At 67.0% G+C, this 20,320-nt stretch carries 19 protein-coding genes; 5 read left to right on the top strand and 14 right to left on the bottom strand.

Annotated elements, in window-relative coordinates; genetic code table 11:
* Positions 1 to 43 precede the first annotated feature (43 nt).
* Both ACFQS9_RS01265 and ACFQS9_RS01260 read right to left on the bottom strand, forming a co-directional pair.
* Entirely contained in the window at positions 44 to 232 is a 189-nt protein-coding gene (locus ACFQS9_RS01265; RefSeq protein WP_378400739.1) for a hypothetical protein, read from the bottom strand.
* Positions 233 to 298: 66 nt separating this feature from the next.
* On the bottom strand, positions 299 to 1,708 hold the full coding sequence (locus tag ACFQS9_RS01260; protein ID WP_378400737.1) for a WS/DGAT/MGAT family O-acyltransferase: 1,410 nt from the start codon (positions 1,706 to 1,708) through the stop codon (positions 299 to 301).
* A 412-nt stretch (positions 1,709 to 2,120) separates the two neighbouring features.
* On the opposite strand from ACFQS9_RS01260, the gene ACFQS9_RS01255 reads away from it, so the two are divergent.
* Positions 2,121 to 2,816, top strand: a complete 696-nt coding sequence (locus ACFQS9_RS01255; protein ID WP_378400735.1) for a TetR family transcriptional regulator — start codon at positions 2,121 to 2,123, stop codon at positions 2,814 to 2,816.
* A 106-nt stretch (positions 2,817 to 2,922) separates the two neighbouring features.
* Here ACFQS9_RS01255 and ACFQS9_RS01250 read toward each other — a convergent pair whose 3' ends face one another.
* Positions 2,923 to 3,579: a protein-L-isoaspartate(D-aspartate) O-methyltransferase gene (locus tag ACFQS9_RS01250; protein ID WP_378400733.1), complete on the bottom strand. Its 657-nt coding sequence runs from the start codon at positions 3,577 to 3,579 to the stop codon at positions 2,923 to 2,925.
* Positions 3,580 to 3,602: 23 nt separating this feature from the next.
* Positions 3,603 to 4,235, bottom strand: coding sequence for a DUF2267 domain-containing protein (locus ACFQS9_RS01245; RefSeq protein ID WP_378400731.1), 633 nt, complete (start codon positions 4,233 to 4,235; stop codon positions 3,603 to 3,605).
* 431 nt (positions 4,236 to 4,666) lie between these two features.
* Here ACFQS9_RS01245 and ACFQS9_RS01240 point away from each other — a divergent pair, with 431 nt between their 5' ends.
* Positions 4,667 to 5,272, top strand: a complete 606-nt coding sequence (locus tag ACFQS9_RS01240) for a hypothetical protein (protein ID WP_378400729.1) — start codon at positions 4,667 to 4,669, stop codon at positions 5,270 to 5,272.
* A 278-nt stretch (positions 5,273 to 5,550) separates the two neighbouring features.
* On the opposite strand, the gene ACFQS9_RS01235 is transcribed toward ACFQS9_RS01240, so the two are convergent.
* The 3 genes from ACFQS9_RS01235 to ACFQS9_RS01225 all read right to left on the bottom strand — a co-directional run bounded on the left by ACFQS9_RS01235 (position 5,551) and on the right by ACFQS9_RS01225 (position 9,593).
* A complete protein-coding gene (locus ACFQS9_RS01235) occupies positions 5,551 to 6,360 on the bottom strand; it encodes an alpha/beta fold hydrolase (RefSeq protein ID WP_378400727.1) in 810 nt (269 codons plus the stop codon).
* Positions 6,361 to 6,827: 467 nt separating this feature from the next.
* On the bottom strand, positions 6,828 to 7,883 hold the full coding sequence (locus tag ACFQS9_RS01230; protein ID WP_378400784.1) for a hypothetical protein: 1,056 nt from the start codon (positions 7,881 to 7,883) through the stop codon (positions 6,828 to 6,830).
* A gap of 1,392 nt (positions 7,884 to 9,275) precedes the next feature.
* Positions 9,276 to 9,593, bottom strand: a complete 318-nt coding sequence (locus ACFQS9_RS01225; RefSeq protein ID WP_378400725.1) for a hypothetical protein — start codon at positions 9,591 to 9,593, stop codon at positions 9,276 to 9,278.
* Between the two features lie 355 nt (positions 9,594 to 9,948).
* Between ACFQS9_RS01225 and ACFQS9_RS01220 the strand changes: the two genes are divergently transcribed.
* Positions 9,949 to 10,086: a hypothetical protein gene (locus ACFQS9_RS01220; protein ID WP_378400723.1), complete on the top strand. Its 138-nt coding sequence runs from the start codon at positions 9,949 to 9,951 to the stop codon at positions 10,084 to 10,086.
* Positions 10,087 to 10,163: 77 nt separating this feature from the next.
* Here ACFQS9_RS01220 and ACFQS9_RS01215 read toward each other — a convergent pair whose 3' ends face one another.
* Entirely contained in the window at positions 10,164 to 10,811 is a 648-nt protein-coding gene (locus ACFQS9_RS01215; protein WP_378400721.1) for a dihydrofolate reductase family protein, read from the bottom strand.
* Between the two features lie 193 nt (positions 10,812 to 11,004).
* Here ACFQS9_RS01215 and ACFQS9_RS01210 point away from each other — a divergent pair, with 193 nt between their 5' ends.
* The gene (locus ACFQS9_RS01210; RefSeq protein ID WP_378400718.1) at positions 11,005 to 12,288 is read left to right on the top strand and encodes a TIGR03086 family metal-binding protein; all 1,284 of its coding nucleotides are present in this window, start codon (positions 11,005 to 11,007) and stop codon (positions 12,286 to 12,288) included.
* A 135-nt stretch (positions 12,289 to 12,423) separates the two neighbouring features.
* Here the strand turns inward: ACFQS9_RS01210 and ACFQS9_RS01205 are convergent, their stop codons facing one another.
* The gene (locus ACFQS9_RS01205; RefSeq protein ID WP_378400717.1) at positions 12,424 to 13,047 is read right to left on the bottom strand and encodes a dihydrofolate reductase family protein; all 624 of its coding nucleotides are present in this window, start codon (positions 13,045 to 13,047) and stop codon (positions 12,424 to 12,426) included.
* A gap of 427 nt (positions 13,048 to 13,474) precedes the next feature.
* Between ACFQS9_RS01205 and ACFQS9_RS01200 the strand changes: the two genes are divergently transcribed.
* Entirely contained in the window at positions 13,475 to 14,056 is a 582-nt protein-coding gene (locus ACFQS9_RS01200) for a dihydrofolate reductase family protein (protein ID WP_378400715.1), read from the top strand.
* 413 nt (positions 14,057 to 14,469) lie between these two features.
* Here ACFQS9_RS01200 and ACFQS9_RS01195 read toward each other — a convergent pair whose 3' ends face one another.
* The 5 genes from ACFQS9_RS01195 to ACFQS9_RS01175 form a co-directional block, all read right to left on the bottom strand.
* Positions 14,470 to 14,763 (bottom strand): hypothetical protein, encoded by a 294-nt coding sequence (locus tag ACFQS9_RS01195; protein ID WP_378400713.1) that lies wholly within the window; start codon positions 14,761 to 14,763, stop codon positions 14,470 to 14,472.
* Positions 14,764 to 15,840: 1,077 nt separating this feature from the next.
* A complete protein-coding gene (locus tag ACFQS9_RS01190) occupies positions 15,841 to 16,065 on the bottom strand; it encodes a hypothetical protein (RefSeq protein WP_378400711.1) in 225 nt (74 codons plus the stop codon).
* Between the two features lie 2 nt (positions 16,066 to 16,067).
* Entirely contained in the window at positions 16,068 to 17,222 is a 1,155-nt protein-coding gene (locus tag ACFQS9_RS01185; protein ID WP_378400709.1) for a Rieske 2Fe-2S domain-containing protein, read from the bottom strand.
* 156 nt (positions 17,223 to 17,378) lie between these two features.
* Entirely contained in the window at positions 17,379 to 18,638 is a 1,260-nt protein-coding gene (locus ACFQS9_RS01180; RefSeq protein WP_378400707.1) for an acyl-CoA dehydrogenase family protein, read from the bottom strand.
* 313 nt (positions 18,639 to 18,951) lie between these two features.
* A complete protein-coding gene (locus tag ACFQS9_RS01175; protein WP_378400705.1) occupies positions 18,952 to 20,292 on the bottom strand; it encodes a tyrosine-protein phosphatase in 1,341 nt (446 codons plus the stop codon).
* Positions 20,293 to 20,320: the final 28 nt, after the last annotated feature.

Raw genomic sequence — 20,320 nt, 5'->3', positions numbered from 1 at the left:
GAGTCGTGAATCCTGTGTCGTGGTCTGGGTGGTTTCGTTTTCGTCAGATCATGAGGGCGGCGAGGCCCACGCAGGCGACGGTGAGGACCGCGATCAGCGCGCACAGCGCGATCGATCCGGTCAGTATCAGGGCCGGCGCGGAGGCGGGCACTCCGGAGCCGAGCGCGATCGCCGACGTCGTCCGGAACCGGGCAGCCGCCGCGGGAGGGGTGTTGCGATCGGGGTCGTGCATGCGTTGTCCTTCCGATGGTCCGGGGTCATGCCGTATGTGCTGGGGGAATCCAGCGGTCGGCCTGTCCTAGAGGCCGACCGCCTGCTCGAGGGCGCCGAGTGCGTCGTCGAGGTGGCCGAGCATTGGCTCGAGGTCGGGAACGCTGCGTCGGCAGCCGGTCAGCCCGAACGCGATCTCGTCGTCGGTGCTGGTGCAGGTGATGTTCAGGGCCTGCCCGTCGACGGGGATCGACAGCGGATAGAGCGCGCTGAGGCGGGCGCCGTTCCAGTACAGAGGCGTCGCGGGGCCGGGCACGTTGGAGATCATCACGTTCGGCGGCCGGATCGGCCCGCCGAGCCCGAACATGCCCAGCCCCAGCGGGGCGGCGCCGAGGGCGCTCATCGCCAGGACCTGTGCCCGGCTCCTGGTGCGCATCGCGTCCTTGCCCTCACGCATGCAGGCGCGCACCGTTTCGAGCCGCCGGACGGGATCGGCCAGGTGGGTGCCCAGGTTGCACATCAGCGTCCCGATCGCGTTGCCGGCCCGGTTCTCGCCCTGTTCGCCGCGCAGCGAGACCGGCACCATCGCGACCAGCGGGTTCTCCGGCAGCGCGTCGAGGCCTGCCATGTAGACGCGCAGGGCGCCGGAGCACATCGTCAGGACGACATCGTTGACGGTGGCGTCGGCGTGCTTGGCGACCAGGCGCAGCCGCTCGATCGGCCAGGACCGGGCCGCGAACCGCCTCGCGCCACCGATCGGCACGTTGAGCATGGACTGGGGCGCGGTGAGCGAGAGCGCTCCGCCACGTTGGTGCAGGGCGCGGTCGACGGTGCCGGCGAGGGCGGGCACCAGACCGACGACCTCGCCGACGACGCCGCGGGCGACGCGGAGCGCCGCCGAGGGCAGGTCGAGCGGGTTCAGTCCGCCGGGCGCCGGGTCGGAGGCCGGGTCGCCGGCCGCGGCAAGGCGCCGCTCGCGCATCGGCGGCTCCCATGGGGCGGGCATTCCCCGCCGCCCGGGGTCCTCGCTCAGGGTGCTGCGCAGCAGCTTCATCGCGGCTACGCCGTCGGCGAGGGCGTGGTGGACCTTCATGTATACCGCGAGGCGGCCGTCCGAGAGGCCCTCGATCAGGTGCATTTCCCATAGTGGGCGGTCGCGGTCGAGCAGCCCGGCGTGCAGGCGGGCGACCAGATCGAGCAGTTCGGTGATCCCGCCCGGCGCGGGCAGGGCGTCGCGGCGGACGTGATAGTCGAGGTCGACCTCGGCGTCGGATTCCCAGCCCCACTGGCCCAGCGAGGTGAGCGAGCGGCGAGCCTGCCGGCGCAGCAGCGGCGCCACGCTGTCATGGGTCAGCGCTTCCTCGAGCGTGGCCAGCACGTCGGCCGCGTCCGCACCGTCCTGCGGCGTGAACAGCGCCAGGCCTCCCACGTGCATCGGGTGCTCACTCGACTCGGCGAGCAGAAACATCGAATCGGCCGGTGACATCGGCAAAAGCATGAACTCTCGAACCTTCCCGTTTCCCCGCCACAGGACCCACAACGCAGTCCAGCCCCCGGAAGAACTGTGATTGAGACGCCGTTTCGTGGACCCATACCCCCAACATTCTGATGTGAGGTAGATCACGAACAGGTGGCGCCTGTGGTCCATATCTACGGCATCCACCGGGGGCGCGGCAACTACGCAAACGTCCAGGTAAACAGGGCAACCGTTCAGTAATCGCCCTGCGCGAGAGTGGATCTCGGGTGGCGATCGGACTTTGCCGACGCCGCTGGGACCGCCCGACAGCTGACGGCCGGGCTGGGAATCCGCTCGCAGCGCGACGATCGCCCGTTGCGCCCATCACCCACGCTCTCCCACGGGGTGGACAGAGCGGGGTTCATCCGGGTTGTCGCGAACCTAGGGTCGGCGGATGAGCAGCAAACTCCCGCTCGACGAGCGTCGCGCGCAACTGCTCGAGAGCGCGCTCGAGCTCGCCGACCGCGGCGGGATCGGCGAGGTGACCACCCGCGCGGTCGCGGCCGCCGCCGGCGTGTCGACGGGCGTGGTGCACTACTGCTTCGAGGGCAAGGAACAGCTGCTCACCGCCATGGCCGAACGCCTCATCGCCGAGTTGAGCGAGTCCGCCCACCGCACCTACGCCGCCGCACGCGACACCCCGCAGGTCACCGGCCGGCAGGGTCTGTGCGAGCTGATCCGCACCGGGCTGGCCGGCGCGTGGGCGACGATCGAGGCCAACCCGAACCGCCGCCTGCTGACCTACGAGATCACCACCCACGCTCTGCGGCACCGCGCCGCCGGCTCCCCACTGGCCGGTGCCGTCGCGGACGAGCAATACCGGATCATCGCCGCCGAGGCCACCGCGTTCCTCGATGAGTGCGCCCACCGGACCGACACCGCATGGACCGAACCCGTCCCCTCCGTCGCACGCCTGGGACTCTCCGCCCTCGACGGGCTGGTCCTGCGCTGGCTTGTCGACCGCGACAGCGACGTGATCGGGCGCGAACTCGACATCCTCGCTCATGCCGTCGCGGACAAGGCCGTCGAGACGACCCGCCTCACGGCCGCCCCCGAACGTCCCGAAGGAGCCGACCGGGCTGGATGGTGATCACCTCAGGTGCGAGCTGAGCGCGCTTTTCGACTCGGTGATGTCCGCCTGGTCCGTTGTCCCGCGGTGGTTCCGGCACCGGCCATGCCGGGCTGTGCGAGCTCAACTACAGCGGAAAGCCGTAGCGGCCGTGCAGGCGGACGAACCTGGCCAGCGTCAGGACTTGTCGGCGTGCCAGCCCGTCTGCGGTGCGCCGGAAGAGCACGACCTCCTCGTTTCCCCCGGGCCCGATGGGTTGCACGAGGAGGCCGCCGATTCGTAGTTGCTCCGCCAATGGGGCCGGGACTTCGGGGAAGGCGGCCGATACTATGACGGCGTCGTACGGGGCGCGCCCGGGCACACCGCGGCTGCCGTCGCCGACGAACAGTTCCGCGTTGCCGATCCCTTGCCGGTCAAGGCTCTCCCGCGCTTGTCGTGTCAGGTCGGGCCACCATTCGATGCTCACCACGTCCGCGGCCATCCGGGCCAGCAACGCGGTCTGAAATCCCAGTCCGGTGCCGATCTCGAGCACGTGTTCGCCTCCGCCCAGGGCGAGACCTTCCAACATTCGGGCCGACAGGGAAGGCTGCGTGGTCACCTGGCCGTGGCCGATCGGCAGGGGCTCGTCAAAGTAGGCGGATGCGACGTGGCCGACCGGGACGAACCCTGCCCGCGGGGTTCGTCGGAGAGCCTCGAGCACCCGCTCATCCCGGACACCGGCTGCCCGCACGGCACGGATGAGGTCCGCGGGGGAAGATCGGGTCCCGTTCTCGGGGCTGGGCATCGTGGCGTCGCTCTCGGGCCGGCCTACGTCTCCGCCGTGCCTGCCACCATCAGGATGCGGTGCGCTTCCTGAGCCGCCCGTGCCGCCCGGCTACCGGACGGTTCCTCCGTCGGGAGCTCCTCGAAGCCGTGGGCCAGTGCCGAAACCGCGTCAGTCAGCGCGTGCACCCTGTCCTCCAGGGCGTTCAGCCGCAGCTGCTCGGCGGAATCACGCGGCGCGGCGACCGGGGTGGGGCCCCCGCCCGCGAGTTCGCTGCGGAGGCCGGTCGGCATCTGCGCGAACACATGGTCGAGCTGCCCGGGCGAGAACAGCACACCCAGCCCGGCGGAAATGGCACCGGCGGTGGCGGGGACGTCGGCGGGACTGATGCCGCCTTCGTGTGCGAACAGGGTGGTGAACTCGGCGGTGTCGTAGCGGATGGGCACCCTGCTCGGTACCCACCCCTCGAAATAGATCCCACGCAGGAACTCGGGCAGCTGGGCGGCGAGGTGTACCGCGCCGTCCACGGTGAGCCGGTCGCGAACCAGATGCAACCATGCCCGCAGCACCCGATGGGTGTAGGTGCGATCCTCGGTCCCGAGCCGCTCGGCGACAACCTTCAGCCACTCGTGTGCCGTCTGCTGGGCGCGGGCGAGAGGGTCGTTTTGGTGCGTCATGAGGTCCTCCTGCAGTGTCGTGCCTGCCTCCAGAATCGTCCGTTCCGTCGGCCGCCGACAGGGGCGGACGACCAACGGGTGCGGGGCAGGTCCGCCTTCGATCACATCGGGTGGAGGGTAGTTCTGAAGAAGTGCCAGGAGATGGAACAGATTGCGGCGGCCATACCAGGACAAATGCCAAAAGCTCAGGTCGCAGCGTCTCGAAATGTCATCGGCAGCGACCTGTTCCCACCGCGAGACGCGTACGGCCCGTTCGACTTCCACCCGGGTCTGGCACTGCCGGGGCCCTTGCCCCGCGCGGTGGGGCGGAGAAAAATTGGGTACGCAGTGGCTGCGGCCGTGGGCTGTCGGTGCTCGCCGGCGGTTGACCGCGACGGGCCAGCCACCGTTGCACTCGCCGAGGGGATGTATCCCGCGGGAGGAGGCATCTGATGTTCATCCAAGTCATCCAGGGGAAGGTTTCGGATCAGCCGCGGCTGCGCGAATGCATGGACCGCTGGACCGAGGAGCTGCAACCGGGGGCCACCGGCTACCTCGGGTCCACCTCCGGCACCCGCGCGGACGGCACGTTCATCGCGCTAGTTCGGTTCGACTCGGAGGAGGCCGCCCGCCGCAACAGCGAGCGTCCCGAGCAGGGCGCCTGGTGGACCGAGACGGAGCGGTGCTTCGACGGCCCGGTCTCCTTCATGGACTGCCCGGACGCGACCACCTGGCTCGGCGGCGGCTCCGACGATGCCGGGTTCGTGCAGATCATGGAGGGCCACACCACCGACGCGCACCGGTTGCAGGAGCTGATGATCGAGGCCGGCGACAAGCTGCCCGGGGTGCGGCCGGAGATCATCGGCGGCACGTTCGCCGCCGCCGGCGATGGCGGATACGTCGAGGCCGTGTACTTCACCACCGAGTCCGAGGCCCGCGCACACGAGAAGATCACCGTCCCCGACGACCTGCGTTCGCTGTTCGAAGAGGAGGGGCCGCTGATGGGCGAGGTCGACTACTTCGACCTGCGTGAGCCGATGCTGGTCTCCGCCCGGTAGCGACCACCACCGCCGCGCGGCACACCGGCTCGCACCTCGGACTCGACGGCCGGCGTGCGGCGGTCGGGGCCCGTGCACTCCGCCCGGCTGCCGCGTGTGGTGGCCGTGATTGTTGCTGGGCCGGGACCGCGTTCGACACCACATCGACATGGACGGTGGACAGTTGACGGCGACCGAACGAGACCGGGGACGAGGGCCCGTCTAACGGTGTACCCCTGCACGGCGTGCCCGAAGCTGCGACCCGAGTGCTGCACGAAGCAGCACACGAGCCCAGGTCCTCACCGAATAGCGCGGGTCAGCGTCACCTGCGCGTATTCGGTCGGGTGGGTCATGTGGGGCAGATGCCCAGCCCCGGCGTACCGATGCCGTTCGGCCTGCGGCAACACCGGCGCGATACGGTCGAGGATCGGTGCGAACATCGGCGGGCTCTGACCTCCCTGCGTGAGCAGCGCAGGTTTCGTATAGCGCGCCAGCGCCTCAAGGTCCAGCGCGAGAGCATCAGGGTCGCGGATCTCGTCGAGGAACGTCGGGGCGTTGCGGACAAACGTCTGCTGCACCGACGGAGGAAGTTGCGCCCACTGTCCCGGGCCAAGGGCGATCGTTTCGACGAACCGCTCCGCCGCGGTGGTGTATTCGCCGACCTCTAACAGGTCACGCACCGGGGCGATACGTTGCCCGAAAGTTTCCGCGAGGGGTTCGAGCGCCGGGTCGTCGATCAGCAGCTGCACCCCGGGCGGCTCGTGCACTGCGATACCGCGGACCAGCTCGGAACGAGTATCGGCGAGACGGAGCGCGATCAGCGCCCCGTAGGAGTTGCCGCAGACGAAGACCGGTGCCAGCTCGAGGGCCTCGATCAGCGCGGCGAGATCTGCGACATCTTCGTGAACCGAGCCCTGGGTTGGCGGGCGTTCGCTGCGGCTGTGCCCTCGCCGGTCGTAGGCGATGACGGTGCACTGCTCGGCGAGCAGGGGCACGACCGGCGCCCAGTTGTCCGCATCACCCCAAGAACCGTGGACGAGGATGAGACCGGGTCCCGTTCCCTCGCGCGTGTAGTAGAGAGCTACCCCGTTCACAGCGATCGTCGCCATCCTTCCAGGGTGGCAGTCGCGCTCCGCTTGGTAAACAGGCAATGACGGCAGCCCTGGCAACAACATGTGACCACCGAACCCGACGGTCACCGCCGAAAGTCTTGGCACGTGTCCGCCAGGGTCAAAGAGGTCACCCCGACGGATCCGGGACGCGGACGGACCTCGGGGCGTCGCACGATGGCGGGTATGAGGGCCGTCTCAAAAGCCAAGGATGTGGGACACCGCGCGGTGTCCCACATGACGCCCGTTGAGTAAGAAGGGCGCTCCGGAGTACGGAAACGTCCTCTACCTCTTGGAATCTGGTGGGGATGGATGGATGGATGGATGGAGGGGTGTTCACCCATGGTGGGCCGTACTGGGCTCCATGCGGATTGACTAGGTTGACCGGTTGGTGATCACACTTTGGGAGGGCTCGAAATCACACAAATTTGGATCAGTTCCAGTGGCGGTCGGGCGGTTCGCTGTCCCTAGTGCGTTTCTTCGACCCATGCGGGCTGCGCCTGACTGTCGTCGAGCACCCAGGTGAGGGTATCGGCGCCGATCCAGGCGGTATCGGTGAGCCAGAAGGTTTCGTCGGGCGCCCATCCCGAGATGACGCTTGCTGTCTCGGCATCGACGTCGATCGCGGTCCCCGCTGCGGCCAGGTATCCCGCAACTGTGAGATGCACGCCCTCGTATTGTTCCGTGAGCCGCGGCCAGTCGGGGATGACCCAGCGTCCTGATCGTCCGGTGGTGCGGTACCAGTCGTGTCGTTTCTGTGCGGTGACCTCGACGGGGAACTGCCTGCACAGTTCTGCCCACGCCTGCGCGCCGTCGACCTCGAACACGCGAGCGCCGGCGGGGATGTTCACTCGTCGCGTGTTGGCGCGCTCCCATCCCATGCTGTCCTCGACGAACCACAAGCCCGCAGGGGTCCCATCGAACAGCGACCGGGTCGAACACCGTGTAGGTGGAGTCGACCACCACCAGCCGGACCAGTTCGCCGACGGATCCGCCGGACGATCGTGTTCAGCCCGCACTTCCTCCTCGACGGTGCGATCACGGTAGTCACGCAACAGCTCTGCGGCAGTCAAGTCGACGGGATCCGTACCGTCCTCACTCCAGCCCACCAACCACTGATCGGTCGCGGCGAGCGCTGTGATCCACCACTGCGCATGCGGGGATCGTGCGATGTGCTCGGCGACCCGTCGAAGCTCACGCCGCACAGGCTCGGCGTCGACGAGGATGTCTTCACCGTCCGGGTCCTGCCAGTAGCGCGCCGCGTCCACCGCGTCGGCCAGGGCCGAACGGAGTGCAACCGCCGTCACCTCGGGAAGCGGCACCTGGGACAGGCGGTGTGCCACATCGTCTGCAGTGAGTACGGTCAGCCGAGCCTCTTCTGCGCCGGGCCCGTACAGCACGCGTGCGCCTTCTCGACCGGACTCGAGGTGATACGACGCCAGGAACACCGCTTGATTGAAGGAGTCGGTGTGGAACTCGGGTTGCAGAGCTCGTTCGGCCTCCCTCGCGTAGGCGAGCAGCATCCGACGCCCACGTGGGCCAGCCAACAATGCGTCCGCTGTACTCATCTGCTCACCACCTCAGGCTCCTCGACTACCGTCCCGATCATGCCTACCAGCGTTTCGGTCACTTCGGTGTAGTGCGCTGTCAGTTGTAGCTGTACAAGGCGGCGCCATTGGTAGCCGACGGATTCATCGAATCGGATCGTTCCGTCGAGAGCACGCGGTAGTCCAACCCGAGTTACGCCCGTCGGGAACAGCAGGTCTCGCGGCAATCACGCTGTGGCTGTCGACAGCCGGGAACCAATCCCAGCGTGCAGGATCGCGGGTGGATGGGGTGTGGAGCGGTGTACACCATGCCACTTCGCTCGGCGATTGGGTTGTCAGTCGATTCGGCGCCGTGGCGCCGTGGGCCTCGCCTGGTCCTCCGGCCACAGTTGGATCAGGTATCGCTCGACCAGATCGTCACCTGCCTCTTGCAGTTCGACACCCGAAGCCCGCCCTGTGGCATACAGCCGAATCCGGTACCGGCCGGGGCGCGAGATCAGACTATCGGCGACGAGCATCTGGTTTGAGTCGAGATCACGAGATCGGACTTCTAGGGCCTCGAACCTTGTCGAGGTTCACCGCCCGGTGTCGCCCCGGTAGTGATGAACCGCAACTCGAAAAGTCAGTGCCGGGGATCGTGAAAACGTCTGCTCGAGGAGTGCTGGTTCCGCCTCTCGAGGAGATTGAACAGGCGCTCGGCGTACGGCCAACGCTTTCGGCGCGTCCCCGGCAGTGTCGAGACCAGCCGCGACGTCGCCGGACTACGGTACTGCATGAGTGTGGGCGGTCGATGAGTTCGGACCGCAGCGCGTCGTAGTCGAACTCGACGCCTTCGTCGGCTGCGCCACTGGTTAAGCGCGACAGTGGCTGGATCGTCCAATGAGCAGTGCCCCTCACGTTGGGACGTGAGGGGCACTGGTCGGCTCGACGGTTCGCTGCCTGACGAGAGCGATACCCACACTCGGCTCGCCATCGGATATCTGAACGAGCTGGCCGTCGTTGAACTTTGGGGGCGCGGGGTCGAACACCGCCATCGGCATCGCGATGTTCTCCCGACGAACCTCCTCGCTTGTTGACGCTGATCGTGCCATCGAAGCTGCCGGATCGGACGTAGAAGGTGTCCGGGGTGATTGATCCCACGGTCACGAACTTCGTAGTGGGCGAACCCAACACGTTGATGTCGTAAACGTGCCGATGCTCGATCATTTCGATACGTGCCTTGGCTAAGGCCTGACCGGCAGTGCTACCCGCCCGCAGCCTGAACCGATGTCCCACCAACAGATTCCGCCATTGCGTGGTCGAATGCTGTTGATCCCCAGTCACGTTCAGTCAAGCTGGCAGAGCCCCTAGGGCCTCGCCGAGCACGACTTACGCTTGGATAACCTCGATTCGCGTCAGCGCGTTCAGCGAGTCGCAACTGGCCCAAGACTGGTTCTGCCCATACTGCACCGGGCCGTACTTCCAGTAGACGAACGGGACCGGCCACGCAACGCAAGTGAGCTTCACCTGGTGCCAGGTTGGCAGCTCGCAATTGGCCATCCCGCCGGTGTTGAAGATGGGGTAAAGGTGACAGTTGGCCTGCCCCACCGGCACGTCAGCCTGAGCCACGCCACCACCAAAGAGTGCACTGGCCGCAGTTGCGGTGGCAATGACGGCGCTGGCAGCAAGTCGCTTCGCGGATCGCATTCCGAACCTCCTGAATTGGGTGTTGCTCGGAACATCGCACATTGGATCGCATCAGTTACAACTGAACCGGGAACCGCCTCGGGTCTCTTACCGCTTCGATGCTGTCGACATCGCCGGGGGAGGGTGGCATCAAACCCGGGACGCTTCCAAATTCGTCAACCCACGCTGAGGTCCCGCACGAGTTGGTGGGTAGGACGGAGTCCGCGTTCGGTGCCCCGCCGCCGCGGCCGTCTAGCGTGCGACTCCGACCGGTCTCCGGTCATCACGTCGTCCACAGAAGAGTCCGATGACGGCCGTCACGACATGCGCCGTGACGTCAGGGGACGACCACCTCCGTCGAGGCCGGAATGCTCGGGTGGTCGGTCCGCAGGGTGAGTCGAACCCGTCCCGGGCCGGTGCCCCCAGCTCAAACAGCGGGGCGGTGGCCACCCGGTTCGACAAGCTCGCCGTGCGCTACGAAGCCACCGTTCACGTCGCCTCGATCAACACCTGACCGCGTGACCTGGAACGGACACATATAGAACGCGGTCTCGAGCCCTACCCCGCGCCCCGATTTCGGACCGAGGTGGTTCACAGACCCGCACGGGTGAACGTCACATGCGTGACTCCGCTGGGCGAGGAGGTGGCCTCGACCTCGTAGTCCTTCTCGATGCCCTCCAGTCCGTCCCAGAGGCGTACGCCTCGGCCGAGCAGGATCGGGACCACCACGATGTGCATGTGGTCGATGAGCCCGGCGGCAAGGAAGTCGCGGATCACGGTGGGACCCCCGCCGATGCGTACGTCCTGGCCGCCCGCGGCCTCGCGGGCTGCCTCGAGCGCCTGGGCAGGCGAGGCGTCGAGGAAGTGGAACGTCGTGCCGCCCTCCATCTCGGTCGACGGGCGCAGGTGATGGGTGAGGATGAAGGTCGGTGTGTGGAAGGGCGGGTTGGGCCCCCACCACCCCGTCCATTCCGGGTCCTCGTGCCATCCGGGCGGGCCGAACTTCCCGGCGCCCATGATCTCGGCGCCGATCCCGGGCGTGAACTGCCGCGCGAAGGCGTCGTCGAGGCCGCTGGTCCCGCCGGGCCGGCCGACCATCTTGTGCCAAAACCGGGTGGCGAACATCCACTCGTGCAGCCCTTCGCCGGCGTGGCCGAACGGCGCGTCATGGCTCTGACCCTCACCGGTGCCGAAGCCGTCGAGCGAGATGGAGAAGTTGTGGACGCGGGCGAGTGACATGGCGGCGAGTCCTTTCCTTCTGCTGGTCGAGCTTCGTCGGATCAGCTCGGTCGTGAAGCGATGATGGCCGCGCCGATGCCATGACGTCCAATGCCAATTCCTCCGTCAGGTGGGCCCCTGACGGTTGGCATAGCCGCCGCCCGGGCGACCGACTACGTGGTACTAAGTTAGGACTATCACCCTAGGAGAGGGCATGGCGACGTTCGTCCTGATCCCCGGTGCCGGAGGTGCCGGGGAGGTCTACTGGCGCGAGGTCGCCGCTGAACTCGAGGCGCGCGGACACACCGCGATCCCGGTCGAGATCGAGGGAGACGACCCAGCGCTGGGTCTGCCTGAGTACGCGTCCATCACTGACAACGCGATCGGCGAGCACCGTGACGTCGTGCTCGTCGCACAGTCGATGGGCGCTTTCACGCCGCCGATGATCAGCAAGCGCGGCGCCATCGCCCGCATCGTGCTGCTCAACGCGATGATCCCGATCCCGGGCGAATCCCCCGGGGAGTGGTTCGAGGTCACCGGCTCGGGCGCGGCTCGCCAAGCGGCCAATGAGGCCGCCGGACGGTCGAACGAGTTCGACCTCGAGGAGGTCTTCCTGCATGACGTCCCCGACGAGGTGAAGGCCGAGATGGCCGAGGGTGATCGTGAGCCGGCCGATACGCCATTCGGGCAACCGTGCAGCTTCGAGGCGTGGCCGGACGTCCCGATCCACGTCTTGGTCGGCGCTGACGATCGGCTGTTCCCGGCCGAGTTCCAAGTGCGGGTCGCGCACGACAGGCTCGGCGTCGAGGCCGACGTTATGCCTGGCGGGCATTTGGTGGCGAAAAGCCGTCCGGCCGAGCTCGCCGATCGGCTGGTCGCGTACTTGGACGGCGGCACATCGTCGGACGAGCTTCCCTCAGCCGGAGTCGGCTTCGACCTTGCAGACGCCGCGGCCGAGATGCGGCGGGTCGCGGCGGGCGTGCGCGACGACCAGCTCGACGGCCCGACGCCGTGTTCCGACTGGAATGTGCGTGACCTCGCCGCGCATGTGTGCGGGCTGACCAAAGCGTTTACACATACCGCGCGTCACGAGCGCTCAGGCACGCCGTCGCCCACCGGTCCGACGCTGCCTGACGACTGGCGCGAACAGCTCAGCCACGACCTCGACACACTCGTCGCGGCCTGGCGCGAGCCGTCGGCGTGGCGGGGCGAGGCCGTGGCTGGCGGCATCACCATGCCGTCGACTGAGCTCGCGACCGTCGTTCTCGACGAGCTCGTCCTACACGGATGGGACCTCGCGCAGGCCACCGGCCAAGACTTCACCGCGACCGACCACGACGTCGCGATCTGCATGGGCTTCGCCGCCGCAATGTCGACACCCGACATGCTCGAAAGCCGCGAGGGCCTGTACGGGCCGATCATCGAGACCCGCACCGACGCAACCGCACTCGAAGCGCTGCTAGGCCTTGCCGGCCGCAACCCCGACCGACAATCCTGACCCGGCCACGAGCTAGGCCGGCCTAATGGGACAGTCAGGTAGTGGAACCCTCCGAATGCGGGCATGTCTGGGGGCTTCCGGAACGCGACATGCCAGCCAATCTGACGTAGGCCCCGCGCTCGAGCCGTTCGTCAGCTAGCCCGAGGGGGCGCCGGCCGACATGTCGCCGACACCTGGCGTCCCGTCGGCGAGCACGTAGCGCAGCTGCACCGCGCCCTTCGGTGAGGAGACGACCGGCTCGACGAGTCTGAGGTTCGTCGGAACCACCCCGTCGGCGAAGACCTTCTTCCCACCGCCGAGGAGGATCGGGTACACCCAGAGCGTGAGCCGATCGAAGAGCCGCTGCGCGAACAGGGTCTGCACGAAGTCGAGGCTGCCGATGACGTGGACCTCCGCGTGCCGGCCGCGCAGCTCGCGGACCGCTGAGGAGACATCCGGACCGAGCAGCGTCGAGTTGGCCCACTCGAGGTTGCGAGCCTGGCGCGATGCCACGTATTTCGGGAGGCGGTTGAACAACTCCGCGATGCTCCCGTCCGCCTTCGGCCAGTACGCGGCGAATATGTCGTAGGTGCGGCGCCCGAGCAGCAGCGCGTCCATCCCCGCCATCCCGGAGTCGATCTGCTCGCCGACGACCTCGTCGATGAGGGGGGCCTGCCAGCCGCCGAACGCGAACCCGCCGTCGGCGTCCTCGCCCGGCCCGCCAGGCGCCTGCGCGACGCCGTCGAGCGTGGTGAACAGGTCGATGCAGATGAGCCCCATGTGCGCTCCGTCCCTGCCGCTCGCGATCGCCACGACGACGACATCACGTCAAGACTGCCACCCGATTCCTCTACGGAGCAACCGATTAGCCCACCCGGAATAGTCAGAGCGATCAACCCGTCTCGTACGCCCCCGCCACCGGGACACCTCCTCCCGGTGGTCGGTCGTGTCGCATTCACCGAAAGCGGCCCTTCTCGGCCGTGTGGAGCGACTACGGAGGCGCGGGCAAACTTGGCTTTGAATTCACTGTTCGCGGACAAGTTTGGGATGGCAGGCACAGCCAGAAGGCGTCCACGACGTTCGCATGTCTGCGGAGCACCGGATGTCGATCGACCACCTTCGCGAAATCAGGCTCTACGCAGATGAGGGTGTAGCGACAGCTCACGACGCGCTAACTTGTGGGCACCCCAAAGCAAGGGAGAGGCCCATGGGCAAGGTGGTCATGTACAGCTCGGTGTCGGTGGATGGCTTCGTCGCGGACGAGAATGACCAGCCCGGACCGCTGTTCGACTGGTTGTCCAGCGGCGACGTCCCTTTGGACGAGAGCGGCGAGCTGAAGGTGTCGCAGACGTCCTACGACTACACCCGGCCGTACTGGGACCAGATCGGGGCGACCGTCGTCGGCCGCCACGTCTTCGACATGACGGACGGCTGGGACGGGAAGCCTCCGGGCGGGATCGACCACGTGGTCGTCGTGACGCACCGGCCGAAGCCCGAGGGCTGGGACCCCGAGGCGCCGTTTCACTTCGTCGACGGCGTCGAGGCAGCCGTGGCCAAGGCGCAGGAGCTTGCGGGTGACCGCATCGTCGAGGTCGCCGCTGGCGACGTCGGTGGCCAGGTGCTTGCCGCGGGCCTGATCGACGAGGTGCGCATGGACGTCGTACCCGTCGTGTTCGGGTCCGGCAAGCGCTACTTCGGGTCGGTCCACGCGCAGCACCTGTTGGAGGATCCTGACGTGGTGATTCAGGGCAACCGGGTGCTTCACCTGAGCTATCGGGTGCGCCGTTGACCGATCTGAGCGGGTACGCGAAGAAGTCCACTGCGAACTGGTGACACAAGATCGGGTCTCCGGCTGCGTTTGCGCATCGCTGTCCCTGGTCGGGCAGCCGACGCCGATCCGCCCCAGCATCCCACCTGCGGCAAGTTCAACTCAAGAGCACTTGATGCCGGTTCGCGTTGGGCTGTATGCGGATTGGCTAGGTTGACCAGTCGGTAGTCACACTTGACGGAGGCTCTAGATCACATAGATCTGGATGAGTCCAGTTGCTGCGGATGGGCCGCTGCTGCTGGGGTCGACGACATCGATCGGACAATCCGACTCCAGCGCGAGTTAGTCGTGGCCAACACCCGCGACGGGCTGGCCGCCGCCCGCGCCCGCGGCCGGAAGGGTGGCCGGCCACCGATACTCACCGCCGAACGCGGTCAGCGCACGATGCGGACTGGCTGGGAACCGGTGGTCGCAATCACGGTCGATCCCTGGGTGAGCTTGACCGTGACCATGCCACCGGATTCGTCAGGCAGCACGCGGCCGGGTGCGACGAGGTCGCCCGACCAGATGTGCTGGGTGCTGTCGCAGTCGACCAGGACGGGGTCGTCGAGTTGCACGGCGATCGGGCCGCCGCCGCCACCTCGGAGCATTTGTTCCAGCGAGCCGTCCACGACGTCGACTCCGGCGGTGCCGCCGCCATGGCAGGTGGCCGTCCCGCGAATGGTCAACGTGGTGACGTTGTAGGTCAGTTCGGGCTCGACCGTGACCGACGCGGGCGCCTGGGCAGATGCGGTGGCCGCGATGATTCCCCAACAGGCTGCCGCCGCGGCGAGAACTGTCAGGGGCGAGCGAAGCGAACTGCGGAACGTGGTGGTCCTCCTATCGATGTCCGATCGCCAGATCCCAACCAGTAGGTCATCTTACTCGCGGTCAACCGTGTAGCCCGCCGGTCCGGAGCGTCAGCCCAGCTCAGCGCCGCCCGCCCTGATCCGGCCGCCCTCGCGGAGTTTGGCGCGGGCCTGAGCTTCGGACTGACACGAAACGAGATGACGAACGCTGGTGACCAGCTGATCAAGCGCAGGCGTTCGAGCGGCCATCCGTGATCGTTCGTTGGCCGGCAAACTTAACTGCAGCGTTGCTCATTGCGTTGGCGCTGAGTGTCCCGCACCAGAGGATCCAGGCCGCCGGGCGCTGCGCCGACGGGCGCGGTCGTCACACCATCCCGGCCGAGAGAACGGGATACGAGCGAACAGCGCGCCGATAGGTGAACCCAACTGCGCCTGATGGGTGAACACCCTATTGATTGATGGATGGAATGGATGGAGGGGTGTTCACCCATGGTGTGTCGCGCTGGGCCGCACGCGGATTGGATAGGTTGACCAGTTGGTGATCACACTTAACGGGGGCTCCTGATCACACAAATCTGGAGGAGTTCCAGATTCGCGCGACTGCCAGCTTCACGGCCGAAGTGCCGGTTTGAGTAATCGGTGCCGTGCCAACCAAACCGGGGGCAGTCCCCGCCGTGTCCGCATCGGCTCTTCGCCCGTTTCTGTCCCATGCAGTGCACGATTAGCGGCCCAGGCGCCTTGTCCCTCTCCGGGCCGGAGTGCCACATCAGTCCTTGGCTGAGACCCGTCGCGGTCAACGGTCATGTGTCGGGGGCGGACGAAAAGTATGCCGGTGGCGACGGTCGAAAGCCAGGCCACGTGGTGGTCGGGCGGCGACGCCAGCCCTCGCGGGTGCGCGACCCACGACGGGCACGGCGCGGTGACCGCGCCGTGCCCGCAGCCGGCCTGCGTGACCGATCAGTCGGGGACGGGGATTCGCCCCTCGACGGAGGCCCTGTGGATCGCTTCTCGCAGCGCCGAGCAACTGTTGAAGTGGATGCCCGCCTTCCGCGGCCGGGTGTCCTCACGGAACTCGGCACACGCCTCCTCCGACCACGACGTCCACTGGATGGCGGTGTGCTGCCAGCTGTTCTTCTCGACGAAGACGCAGTTACCGCAGCGGTCACATTCCAGGGGCTCCATGACTAGACCGTCGCTCCTTCGGCGGCCTTGCGCGCGAGGTTCTCCGCGACCTCTGCCTTCCACGCCTCGACCGGCTTGGTGGTGTCGAGCTCGAACTCGAAACGGTCCACCATGTCCGGGGTGATGTCCGCGACGTCCACATAGAACTGCTCGTACCACCGGCGCAGCTGGTAGACCGGGCCGTCCTCGCTGCACAGCAGCGGGTTCTCGATCCGGGTCTTGTTCTTCCAGATCTCGACGTCCTGCTCGAATCCCATGCCGATGTAGCCGATCATCGCCTCCATCAGCTGGTCGGCGATGTCCGCCGGCACCTGCTCGGTCTTCTTGACCGCGATGCCGTACATGAGCACGAACTTGTCGGGGCTGACCGGGTAGTGGCAGTTGATCAGCATCGACTCGACCTCGTACCGGTCGTACACGTAGACCAGGTCATCGGTCATGAACGAGGGCCCGTAGTACGCGGCCACCGACCGGTTGCCGAGCAACCTCGGCACGTCGGGTCCCTCCCACTCGACGACGTCCTCACGGCTCTCGCCCGACTGTTCCTGGATGGCGATGTGACCCTCGAAGATGTTCTTGAAGTACGTCGGCATTCCGTAGTGCACGTAGTAGAAGTGGGCCATGTCCACCACGTTGTCGATGATCTCCCGGCAGTTCGTGTCGATCTCGATCTTCTTCCACGTCCACTCGGTCCACTCGGCCTCGGGGTCGCGGATCTCCGGGATGGCCACCTCCTGCGGGGGCGGGTTGCCTTCGGGGTCGTGCCATACGAACAGCAGCTCGTCCTTCTCCATCGTCTGCCAGCCGCGGGTGCGCGCCAGTGGGGGCACCCTGCGGGCGTACGGGATGCCGGTGCACTTGCCGTTGCCGCCCCAGCGCCAGTCGTGGAACGGGCAGGCCACCGAATCGCCCTTGATCGACCCCTGGCTCAGGTCCCCGCCCATGTGTCGGCAGTAGGCGTCGAGGATCTTGACCTCACCCTTGCTGTCGGCGAATACCACCAGCTTGGTCCCGAACGCCTCGACGGAATGCGGCTTGCCGTCCCGGAATCCCTTCACCAACCCCAGGCAGTGCCATCCGCGGGCGAAACGCTCGGGTGGCACCCCCTGCTCGATGATGCGAACTTCTTCGCCGTCCTCAATGGCCACGGTGGTCATGAAGCGTCCTCTCGTTCAGCGGCCGGGCTGGGCCGCGGTGATGCCGATCACGGCACTTACCAATCTTGTTCTGCCAGAACGTGTTCGCCATAGGGGCCGAGATCGTGTTGCGGCCGATCGCGCGGTGGTGATGGGCCGCGACCGGCGTCGCCCCGGTCAACCGGTCAGACATCGAACACCTGCCGATCCAGCACGCACTGCATCGGCACCGCCGTGGCGGTGCAGCTCACGCGCGGCAACCACCATCCGGTGCACCTCGTCGGCGCCATCGATGAACCGCATGGTGCGCGCCTGAGCCCACAGCATGGCCAGCGGATGATCTTGGGCTAGTCCTGCGGCGCCGTGAACCTGGATCGCCTTGTCGATGATCCAGCCCACGACATCGGGCGCGGCAACTTTGATCGCCGAGATCTCGTTTCGTGCCTGTTGTGCGCCGACGGTGTCGATCAGCCATGCGGCGTGGAGTACGTAGAGTCGCAGCTGATCCACCTTGACGCGGGATTCGGCGATCCAGTGCTGGATGATTCCTTGGTCGGCGAGCGGCGAGCCGAACGCGATCCGTTCGGATGCGCGCCGGCACATCAGATCGATCGCCCGCTCGGCCATGCCGACCATCCGCATGCAATGGTGGATCCGACCGGGACCGAGGCGAGCTTGCGCCAGTGCTTGACCCCGCCCGCGCTCACCGAGCAGGTAGTTCTTGGGCACGCGCGTGCCCTTGAATTGGATCTCCGCGTGGCCGCCGTGCGCGCCGTGTTCGAAGCCGAAGATCTGCAGGCCGCGTCGCACGGTCACCCCTGGTGTGTCCCGCGGCACAAGGACCAGGCTGTGGCGGTTGCGAGAGTCTGCGTCGGGGTCGGTGGTCCCCATGACGACCAGCAACTTGCAGTCGCTGCTCATCGCGCCGGTCGACCACCATTTCACTCCGTCGATCACCCAGTGGGTGCCGTCGTCGGTGATGGTGGTGCGCAGGTTGGCGGGATCGGACGAGGCCACGGCGGGCTCGGTCATGCAGTAGGCCGATCGGATCCTGCCCTCGAGCAGCGGCGCCAGCCAGCGCTCGCGCTGATCCTCGGTGCCGAACAGGGTGAGAAGTTCCATATTGCCTGTGTCGGGGGGATTGCAGTTGAGCGCCTCGGGTGCGACTTCCGGGCTCCATCCGGTGATCTCGGCGAGCGGTGCGTATTGCGCGTTGGTGAGCCCCGCTCCCTGGTCTCCGCCGAGGAAGAGGTTCCACAGACCGCGGGCCCGCGCCTGCCGTTTCAGTTCGGCCATCGCGGCCGGTCGCTCCCACCGCGCGTCCGTGCGCAATGCCTGGTCGTGAAAGAGGTGCTCGACCGGGTACACGAACTCGTCCATGAACGTGAGCAATCGATCGCGAAGCTCTTCGGTCCGCTCGTCGAAGGTGAAATCCATTGTCAGCCTTTCGTGTCACGGGTGGTTACGTCAGCTCGTTACTCTTCGCCTGGCTCGCGGCGGTGGCCGGCCTCGTCAACACGGTGCACATCCGTAGGCGGGGTCGGTCGTCCCCGCCGAGCTCGCGGTTCGGCCACGGCTCATAGAGGCCGGCCATCGCGACCAGTTCGTCCGCGTGCAGGAAGAACAGCGGCTACCAGCGACCCCCTCGCGGCCGATCCCGGTGGGGTGCTCGCGCCCAGGTATGGCGACGCGAGACGTGGGCGAGTGGGTGGTTATTGGGCCACCTTCCACCAGCGTCCGGTGTGCTGGATCAGCTGAGCAGCTTGGCCCGCAATGCGTGGATGGTGTCGCCGCTCAGGCCGAGGCCGTCGGTGAGGTACTTCGCGATCGAGCCGTAGCTGGTCTTGATCTCGTCGAGGCCGGCCTGCAGGTAGTTGGCCTCGACGCCGAGCAGCGGCTCGAAGACCTTGGCGGCCGGCTCCCCCTGGGTGGCGGCGATGTACGCGCGGGTCTTCGCAATCCACTCCTTGTTGTACTCGTTGGTGAGCAGGTAGTCGCTCATGACGGTCGCGTCGTCGACGCCAGCGATGCTCTGCAGCAGCATCGACGCCCACCCTGTGCGGTCCTTGCCCGCGGTGCAGTGGTAGACCTGGGCGCCGTCGGTGTTCGCCAGCTCGGTGAGCAGCCGCTTGAAGCCCGCCTGCTCGTTGGCACCCTTGACGAAGGTGCGGTTGATTTGCCGCATCACATTGCGAGCCTCGTCAGGAGACTTGATCTGGCCGAAGATGTCGTTGAAGTTGCCGGACCCGATCGGGATCCGGATGTACTCGGTACCCGCGGGCACCCGATCGGCCTTGTCGTGGACCTCCTGGTCCGAGCGCAGATCGTAGATCGCGGTGAGCGTGAGGCCCTCGAGGGTGGCCAGGTCCGCATCGTTCGGCACGATGGCGTCCGCGCGGTAGAAGACGCCCTTGTTGAGGTTCTCGCCGTGCGCGCCCTGGTAGCCCGCCCCGGTGCCGGCGACGTCACGGAAGTTGGGGACGCTCCCGAGCCGCGGAGCGTCCGGGGCGGGCTGGTCGGAGCTGCCGAGCGCGGCGGAGCCCGTCTGCAGCAGCTCGCCAACCACGGGGGGCAAAGCGGGCTCGGCCTGGGCTACGCCGACAGTGCCGACGATCGTGGGCAGCGCCACGCTCGCCACGAGGAGAAGGCCGGCGATCTTGGAGCGGTGAGACATGAAATTCCTTCCGATCGGTTTGTGATCTTGGAGGGTGCTGCACGGTTGGACGTATGTTGGGTGTGCACCGCGGCGCTCACTGGCATCCGGATCGCCGATCATCTCGCCGTAGGCGCGGTGGCCACCCTCGTCCGGCAAGTTAGCTGTCGTGAGATGCGCGCGTACTCGAGGCGTGTCGCCGTCCACCCAGCCCTTGGACTCGGCGAAATCAATCATGTCGACAAACCGGCGCAGCCAGTCGTCGGGTCGCTCGGGGTGAGTCCGCAAGGCGTTCTCGAGCACGGCCATGTCGAGCCAGGCAAGGTCGCCGTCGACCACGCCCCAGTCAGTGAGCGCGGCCGCGGTGCACGCCGGCTCGTAATTTCCCTGCAGGACAACGGCCAGGCGGTTGAAATCGTTGACCGAAGTCAGCGCCACCGAACTTTGGCCGGTTCGGGTATCGACT

It is taken from the genome of Rhodococcus daqingensis (assembly GCF_042665615.1).
In the GTDB taxonomy this organism is placed as follows: domain Bacteria; phylum Actinomycetota; class Actinomycetes; order Mycobacteriales; family Mycobacteriaceae; genus Rhodococcus_G; species Rhodococcus_G daqingensis.
This window is presented reverse-complemented; position numbering and strand designations above follow the sequence as displayed.

Bases quoted from the DNA above. Each gene is read 5' to 3' on its own strand.
- ACFQS9_RS01240 (WP_378400729.1), top strand. From the start codon at position 4,667: ATGTTCATCCAAGTCATCCAGGGGAAGGTTTCGGATCAGCCGCGGCTG.
- ACFQS9_RS01230 (WP_378400784.1), bottom strand. From the start codon at position 7,883: ATGCTGCTCGCCTACGCGAGGGAGGCCGAACGAGCTCTGCAACCCGAG.
- ACFQS9_RS01250 (WP_378400733.1), bottom strand. From the start codon at position 3,579: ATGCCCAGCCCCGAGAACGGGACCCGATCTTCCCCCGCGGACCTCATC.
- ACFQS9_RS01210 (WP_378400718.1), top strand. From the start codon at position 11,005: ATGGCGACGTTCGTCCTGATCCCCGGTGCCGGAGGTGCCGGGGAGGTC.
- ACFQS9_RS01260 (WP_378400737.1), bottom strand. From the start codon at position 1,708: ATGCTTTTGCCGATGTCACCGGCCGATTCGATGTTTCTGCTCGCCGAG.
- ACFQS9_RS01225 (WP_378400725.1), bottom strand. From the start codon at position 9,593: ATGCGATCCGCGAAGCGACTTGCTGCCAGCGCCGTCATTGCCACCGCA.
- ACFQS9_RS01235 (WP_378400727.1), bottom strand. From the start codon at position 6,360: ATGGCGACGATCGCTGTGAACGGGGTAGCTCTCTACTACACGCGCGAG.
- ACFQS9_RS01265 (WP_378400739.1), bottom strand. From the start codon at position 232: ATGCACGACCCCGATCGCAACACCCCTCCCGCGGCGGCTGCCCGGTTC.
- ACFQS9_RS01190 (WP_378400711.1), bottom strand. From the start codon at position 16,065: ATGGAGCCCCTGGAATGTGACCGCTGCGGTAACTGCGTCTTCGTCGAG.
- ACFQS9_RS01205 (WP_378400717.1), bottom strand. From the start codon at position 13,047: ATGGGGCTCATCTGCATCGACCTGTTCACCACGCTCGACGGCGTCGCG.
- ACFQS9_RS01200 (WP_378400715.1), top strand. From the start codon at position 13,475: ATGGGCAAGGTGGTCATGTACAGCTCGGTGTCGGTGGATGGCTTCGTC.
- ACFQS9_RS01245 (WP_378400731.1), bottom strand. From the start codon at position 4,235: ATGACGCACCAAAACGACCCTCTCGCCCGCGCCCAGCAGACGGCACAC.
- ACFQS9_RS01180 (WP_378400707.1), bottom strand. From the start codon at position 18,638: ATGGATTTCACCTTCGACGAGCGGACCGAAGAGCTTCGCGATCGATTG.
- ACFQS9_RS01185 (WP_378400709.1), bottom strand. From the start codon at position 17,222: ATGACCACCGTGGCCATTGAGGACGGCGAAGAAGTTCGCATCATCGAG.
- ACFQS9_RS01255 (WP_378400735.1), top strand. From the start codon at position 2,121: ATGAGCAGCAAACTCCCGCTCGACGAGCGTCGCGCGCAACTGCTCGAG.
- ACFQS9_RS01215 (WP_378400721.1), bottom strand. From the start codon at position 10,811: ATGTCACTCGCCCGCGTCCACAACTTCTCCATCTCGCTCGACGGCTTC.